Genomic DNA, 8,780 nt, shown 5'->3' with positions numbered 1-8,780 from the left:
CGAAGTTGAATTACAAGAAGTAGTCGGTTTTGATGGCTCAATAGACCATGCAGTTATAGCGAGTGATAGTGTAGAATTTGAGCAAGGCGTTGATAATATACAGCGTGTTGAATGGTCTGTATCGGACAGTACTACTGGTCTATTAAACGCTTTAACTACCCAAGGTTCACCAACAGAATGGTCGCTTTCTGATTCAAACAAAACCATCACCGTTTACACCATTGATGCTGACGGAGTTAAGCATACCGTTGCAACGTTTGAGCTCCTAAATGAAAATAGTGGTGATTACAAGGTTACCCAATATCTACCTTTAGATCAGTCGCTAACAGACAACACTAATGTGTTACCTTTGTCTATTGTTGCTACCGATACTGATGGTACTCAAATCGATGCAGGTATTACTGTAACGATAAAAGATGGTGACGATACATTACTCGTTGGCGATAGTGAGTCGTTTACTGAAACATTAGATAGTACTGGCACTTTTGATACGCAAGTTGAATCAGGCCAAGTAAATATTACTCAAGGTGTTGACGGTTCGGCTATAACTATTGCTTTGACAACGGATATTACTGGTTGGACGTCAAATGGTGAGCCACTTACACTCGTTACCACAAAAGACGATGACGATAATCCTGTACTTACCTTGGAGACATCTGACGAGTCGGTTTTTGAACTTCGGTTTGACCAAGTCAGTGGTGAATATGTTGTTACACAGTTCGCACCTATTGATCAAGAAGATGGTAAGGGTACTGAGCTTAGTTATCAAGTGACTGCTACATCAACCGATGATGTACCTGAAACGGCTAACATTGATATTACGATCGCTGATGGTGCTGATCTTCAAATTACCATTGGTGGCAGCGTCACCTTAACCGAAGCCGTTGATATGTCTGCAACAACGCCAGCGACAATAGTTGTTGAAGATGTGGTGTCTATTGCCCAAGGTGTCGATGATATTGATAGCGTTACTGTAGGCTTATCTGACGACCAGCTAAATAATCTAACCAGTAGCGGTCAAGCTCTACGCGGAGAAACCGTTGATTCAGTTTATACTCTGTACATTGATGGAACCGACGAGAAAGTGTTGCAAGTGAGTTTGGATGTGGATAGTGGTGATGTTACTGTTGAACAGTATTTACCTCTGGATAACCCCGATAGCAGCTCAGCAAATAACAATAAGATTGACTTAACGTTACAAGTTATCGCGACTGATACTGACCAAGACAGTGATTCAGCCAATTTCGTTGTTTCTCTTATAGACGGTGAAGATCCACAAATCAGCTCTATCGATAAATTGACGATTTACGAAAAGAACAATCAGAGTAACGGACGTGATGATTCTGGCAATATAATACTGGCTCCAAGCTCAGATAACATTGAGAAATTTGAAATCGACACTAACGATATTAGCGTCACACAAATTGATAGTTCAGGTGATGTGCTTAATGTTGATCTGATGTCGGGTGGCAAAGAGGTGCTCTTTGAAGCAACCGATGATGGTTACCGTGGCTACACGGTGAATAGCTCTGGAATTAAAACAACCGTTCTGGATCTAACAATTAACTCAGATTATACCGATGCTAATTTTGGTAAAGTCTCCGTTGAGATACTTAAACCACTGGATCATCAAATTGATGGGCAAGATACGTTAACTATTACCCTACCTGTAACCGCGACAGATTTCGATAATGATACCAGTGAGCAACTCGATCTTGTGGTTGACGTTGTCGATCAAGTTCCTGTGCTTCGCGACAGAACTTATACCGTTGAAGAAGGTGAAACGACTGCTAATTCTTCAATGTTCCAAAGTAAGGGATTTGATGGTGCTATTCTTACCGAAATATCGGTTGATGATACGAGCAACTTCAGACTTGATGGCGGAGAGTCGGTTTCCATTAACGCTAACAATCAACAAGTGACGGTGTCGGCCAAAGTCGTTGGTTTGGATGAATGGGAAGTAATTGGTACTCTAACAGTCAAAACTAACGGAAAAATTAGCTTTACCGCTGAAGATTCAGTCGATAACCGATTGGGCGACATCAATGCGGTATTGAATGTGGTTGGAACTGACAGTGATGGTGACCAAGACACCGGTCAACTGACTCTGATTATTGAAGATGACAATTCTACTATTGTGCAAGCATCTGCGATTGGTACCGAAGATGCTGGCCAAAATATTAACTCAAATGATAACTATGGCGTCGCTGAGAACCCAGCTATTAGCGTCAGCCTATCTATTAATGTAGGCGACGTCGATGCGCAAGAAACCGTTCAATCGATTACTATTCAAGACCCTGAAGGGGGGGCCTATTATTATGTTGATCCCGACACCGGTTCACGGGTAGCAATCGAAGGCAATGTAATTGATGCCGACAATCTAGAAGTGAGCGGTGAGGGCTCTAGCGAGTTAAGCATCACCAATATCGTGTTTGTCCCAGATAGAAACTTTGCAACCGACAGTGATGGCATAGATGCGAATGCAACGATTGTTATACAACGTACTATCGAAAACTCGGATGGTTCAACAACGGTTATCACTGAAGAGGTTGATACTACGATTAATGTGGAAGTTCAGGCTATTGCTGACCTGCCTGAATGGACTGATTCATTTGTTAACAACCCAACAGGGACTGAAGATTCAGATAGTATCAAACTCAACTTTGCTGCTGAGACACAAGACCAAGATACGGATAATACACCAGAAACGATCACCTACACAGTGAGCTTTGCTGATCCTAGCGTCACACATACACTAGAAACCAGTGATGGGACACCAATTTTACCTAATTCTGATGGAGTTTATGAGTTTACAGCCGATCAAATTGATAATGTTTATGTTAATCCTGCGGATAACTTTGCAGGTCAAATTGAACTGAATGTTACCGCGACTTCACATGAGTCAAATGATAATGCAGCGGTTGCGTCGGCCGATACCTCAACCTCAATTATTGTCGATGTTACTCCAGTTGCCGATGATGCGACATTAGTTGTTGAACGTGTCAAAGTAGATGAAGATACCGCGATTGTGCTTCAAGACCATATTGATGTCACCATACTTGATGATCTTAATGATGGATCTGAAACCGCTTATATTGAACTGATTGGTTTACCTGATGGTAGCATTATTTCTAATATTAATGCAGATGGCGATGATGTACTTATTGTCGCCGGTCAAGCGCTGTTACTCGACGATAATGGCGAAATTATCGAGCCGAATGAATCTGTGGATTTGGTTGTAGATTATGCATTAATCGCTAACGGCACAACAACATTAACGCCGCCGCAAGACAGTAATGTTGATTTTAGTTTCGATGTGAAACTTAGTATTGTTGATACAGCAGAGCTAAGCAATGGTGATACTGTATCCAATAGTAATGATGATATTCCAGTCCAGACTATTTTTGTTGATATCAAAGGGGTGTCAGACGAACCTATTATTGAAGCCAATGACGATTGGAAACAAGTCACTGCTGATGATGGTTCATTGACAGGTATTACTACTACTATTAATGAAAATGGCGAAGCTGTGCTTGATTTTGACATTGTCAGTGGTGAAATTAATCAAGGTGCAGACGGTTCTGAAACCTTGTCAATTATTATCTATGATAAAGGCAATAATACCGGCGACTACCAGATAATTGATGAATCTACAGGCGGTGAAGTGAGCTTAACTTATATTGGGGAAGAGAATGGCTATCCAAAATATGAAGCTCAGCTAGAAAGTCATAATATTAAGATTGTTCCTGCGGCTAACACTACTGATGATATTAATTTGGTTGCCAGAATTGTGGTAACAGAAAACGATGGTAATTCGTATGCTTTTGAAAAAGATATTATCGTTGAAGTGAACCCAGAAATAAGTACCACAGATGACTATACTAGCAGCACAACAGGCAATGAAGATTCGCAATTTAGCCTCGATTGGGCAGCGAATCTAAGCGATAGTGCGACGACGGACGATAATGAATTTGTCTCCAAAGTGGTGCTTAGTCCGGGTGATGGTCTCTTGTCAACCGAATTCGCGACAGTAAGGATAGCTGAAAGTGCAGATTATACACTGACCAATAATGAAACAGGTCTGGCTATGGTCGCTGTGGATGGAGCCTATATCTTCGCGGCAAACCTTAGCGTTACCATTGAAGCAGCTGAAGGGGTCGCGTTAACCGAAAACAACCTTGTTATTCAGGTTCAAGGTCTTCCTGACTCATCAGAGAACTTTAGTTTTAAGACGGTACTCACCGTTGTAGAGCAAGATGTCGACGCAGGCTTAGATGGTATAACTGATACGGTTGAAAAAGAAGTTAAAGGCGAAATTAGTGTCAATGTTAATCCTGTAGTAGAGGAGGATGCGAATTTAACCGTTGACTATAATGATACTGACCCTCTCCTCAACGACGATGGCATTAATATTATTGATGACAAATACGTTGTTGATAGCGGTGAAATCAGCTTCTCTATTAATGAGAACAACAGCAACAATTTTTCGATTAACTTCGAGCAAAGTGATAACTCCTCGGTTGAAAAAGTCGATCAACTGGTCATGGATTTTGGTTTTGGCAACATCATTGATGCCGAGGAAGCAGCACTATTAGATCAATTATACGTTGAAGGCGCGATAAACAATGGTGATGGAACGTGGACAATCACTGATGAAGAAAACTTCTCTATTAATGCACCAGATGGCTTGAAAGATGCCGATGGCAAGATTGTTGATCTAACCGTTAACTTTACTGGCCAAGTTGTCGATGAAGGTGATGAGTTAGAAGGAAGTGGGGAAGTAGAAAAAACCACATCAATGGTTGTGCAATTTAATGATCCAGATCCAGATGACGATTTAGACGGAGAAACGGCCACTACAGTAACAGTGGATGAATCGCAAATTATTGCCGCAACAGAAGATACGGATTATGATCTAGGCGAATTCTTGACCAACTCTGGTGTGTTGCAGTTTGACGATTCATTAGCCGCAAACGATGTGGTTTCTATTGTTTTCCATACAGGCAATGCTCCATTTGTTGATATGCCAGGTTTAAGTATCACAGGTGAAGAGAACTTTGCTAATGGATCAATGGCTTACGAGTTTGAACTGGGTAGCAATGGCAGTATTCCATCAAACGCATTAGAAGGGCTCACTTTATCATTACCCGATGATTATTCGGGTGATTTTACCTTACCCGTGACTATTGTTATTACCGATGAAGAGACCGGTGATGAGCGAGTTGAAACGGCCAATTTCACCGTGCAAGTTGCGCCACAAGTAGATGAAGGAACCGCAGCTATTACGGTAGAAGGTACCGATAATTATACCGATTTTGGGGATGAGCCAACCGATCCACAAACTAATACCGCTTATGAAGATGGCATCGTTCATCTAAACTTGGGTCGAGCCTTGTCAGATACCAGTGATTCATTGACCGATGGTGGTATTGAATCCTTTGCTGGAGTGACAATTGAGGTGAATAATCCGGAACTTGGTCAATTAGGATTTGAAAATGACCTTAGTAGCTACGGTTCGTCAGCCGCGTTTAACGTTAGTTACGATAGCAGTGGGAATGTACAAAGTGTCACTATTAACTCTGATGAGTTGAATAGTGGTATGACGGTAGATGATGTACTGGCTGACTTAACGTTTACACCCAATGCTAATGTGGGCGCAGAAACCGTTACATTAAGCGTTTCTGGGACACTTGTTGATAGCACGACTTATGACCTAGGCGGCTCACAAACCGTATCCGATCAAGTTGAAAATGTTGATTTAGGCAATGTCAGTTTTGACATTGTTGCGGTTACCGATGGTATTAATTCTACAGAAGATGTAGACATAACAGGTGCGGAAGACAGTTATATTTCACTTAAAGATATGACGTTCACCTTAGCCGACACTGATGGTTCAGAAGAGTTTCTATCGGTAAAAATCACTGATATGCCTGAAGACTTTTTACTCGTTGTTGATTCGGCTTTTGAGAATCAGTTTGTAGTGAAAAACAATGGTAATGGTGAATGGAGTATACAGCTTAAAAACCTTGCTGAAGGAACCACAGAGATTAATTTAGAAGGTATCCAAATTTTACCAGCAGAAGACTTTAGTGGTACCGCGGCTCTTAACTATGTGGTTTATAGTCAAGAGTCATCAACCAGTGAAGCCATCGAACAAAGTGGCCAAATTAACCTGATAGTTACTCCAATTGGTGATGAAGTCGATAGCCGAATTTTACAACCACAGGAAGCGGCAGAAGGGGCTGACGTTGTCATCGAAATCAATGCTAAAGTGATTGATAACGAGCTGTCTATTGGAGAAGGCAGTACTTATACAGAAAATGCTAGCGAAACCATAACGGTAATTATTAGTGATGTACCAGAAGGCGCAACCATTTCGCTTCCAGACGGTATTGCAGGAACAGCGGTTCAGGTGTTAGATGATGATGGTAACTATACCGGCGAGTGGAAAGTCTCTGCTGAAGACGGTGTACTTAAGGAAATTGTCTTTAACTCTGGTGATGTGAATAATGATACCTGGACGACACAAGATTCGGAGGATGATTGGTTTGGTGCCGTTGATTCTGATGGCAATCCAGTGCTCAACATAAAAGTATACAGTGATGACAACGGTGTGCTGAGCGAAATGTACGATGAGAGCACGGTTTCACTCGATATCTCTGCCGTCAACGATAAGCCGATTATTTCTGCTTCAGAAGACAATACGGCTGCAATAGACGAAGATGGGGCACTGTTTGTTAATAATATACAAATTCAAGATCCTGACTCAAATGATGTAAGTGGATCAGATAACTATGTATTAACGTTAAGCGTGAATGACAGCGATATTTCATTCGATAACTCGCCGGAGTGGGTGGTAGATAATTTAGATGGCACGTATACACTTACCAATTCATTGTCAGAGATTAACAGTTTATTAGCGGATGGTTTTACTGTCACACCAGAGAGCGACTTTAATGGTACAGTTTCAGTTACAGCCGATCTGTATGATGGTGACAACTTCGGAGAAAGTTCTGGTATAGCCGATGAGCACAATGCCGAAACGTATAGTTTCGATATTACGGTTAATGCAATAAACGATAAGCCGACAATTGAAGCGCCAGACAATTATGCACCAGAAATAGAGGAAGATGGTTCAATCTTAATCAACAACATCTCTGTTGCAGACCCTGATACTGGTGACACGGACGCGCAAGACAGTTATACCCTTACATTATCGGTTAATAACAGTTCTATTTCATTTGGTGATGATGCGCCAAGTTGGGTGGTTGATAATTTAGATGGTACTTACACACTGAGCAACTCTGTAGCAGAAATTAACGCGTTACTAGCGAGCGGGTTTACGGTCACTCCAGAAAGTGACTTTAATGGTACCGTTTCGGTAAATGTTGATCTTAATGATGGTAATAACAATGGGGCTAGTTCTGGTATAGCCGATGAGCACAATGCCGAAACGTACAGTTTCGATATTACAGTATTGCCAGTAAATGATGCGCCATCGTTTACTGATAATAGTATAGAAGAGAGTATTGGTTCAGGATCCTCTATTACGCTAACACAGGAAGAGCTACTGAATTCGGCTACCGATATTGATTCCGACTTGAATTCATTAGTCGTTCAAGCCAGTGATATTGTCGTTAATACTTCGGAAGTAACCGTAACTGAAAACGCAGACGGTTCGTTTACTTTCATACCGTTAACTGATGATAGTACCATTGATATCAGCTATAAAGTGTCCGATGCTGAAGGGGCAAAAAGCGACAGTGCAAATCTATCGCTTGCCGTTTCTAATCAAACTGAGCTACAACTTGTACCAGCACAAGCAAGAAATATTATAGCTTCTAATAACACTGGCGTTATTTCCCTGTTAGGGTTGATGCCAATGTTAGTTAACGCCAATGATTCGGAAAATATCAAGGTGGTTATTTCTAATATTCCAAATGATGCGAGCTTATCGATAGACGGCCAAACCTTAGTGGTGTCAGATAATCAAGTCACCATTACTGTGCCTAATGCGAACTATATTGATGATCTACAAATAAGTAACCTTGGTGAATCAACAACCCTGAGTATTGTTGCTATCAGTGAAGATTCTAGTGGATCGGTTGTTGAATCGCAGCCAGTAGACATCAACATTGAGTTAGATTCTAGCGTTGATAATATTGGTGATGATTTAGACGGTGGTTGGGATTTATCTGGTGTAGGGAGTTACTTATATGGTTCAGACTCTGATGAAACACTAACTGGAACACAATACGATGATGTTATTTTTGGTGGTGACGGTAATGACGTATTGCAAGGTAATGAAGGCGATGACGTACTGTATGGTGGTGCGGGAGATGATATTCTCGACGGCGGTAAAGGGTCAGATGTGCTGTATGGTGGCGAAGGCTCGGATACATTCACATGGACCCAAGATAGCTTAGATACGACTGCTAGTGTGGATGTAATAAAGGACTTCCAAATCTCTGGTGATCAACACGATGTATTGGATTTCTCAGATTTATTTGATTTTGAAAATAATGGGCTTGAAGATACTTTGGCTAATATTGCTGTCGAGTTTGAAGGCGATAATAGCACTGTTAATATTAACGTTTTAAACCAAGGCGAAGTGGTTCAAACCATTGCGATTGAGAATCAAAGTGAGTTTATCGATTCATATGCAGGTGGGACTGACAGCGCATCTTTGGTTAACTATCTATATCAAAATGATTTGATAAATTTAGTTAAAGACTAACAATCGATACCATTAAACTAATATAAGCCCTCAACAGTTGTTG

At 41.2% G+C, this 8,780-nt stretch carries 1 protein-coding gene; it reads left to right on the top strand.

All coding sequences use genetic code 11. The annotated features are described in order from the left end of the window. Nucleotides 1–8,737: cadherin-like domain-containing protein (locus tag R3X26_RS08355; protein ID WP_317716820.1), on the top strand; the 8,737-nt coding region annotated here is incomplete at its 5' end. Between the last annotated feature and the right edge of the window lie 43 nt (nt 8,738–8,780).

The organism is Vibrio sp. TH_r3 (genome assembly GCF_033101115.1).
Classification (GTDB): Bacteria; Pseudomonadota; Gammaproteobacteria; order Enterobacterales; family Vibrionaceae; genus Vibrio.
The sequence above is the reverse complement of the archived record's forward strand: the minus strand, read 5'-3'. Positions and strand labels throughout refer to the sequence as shown.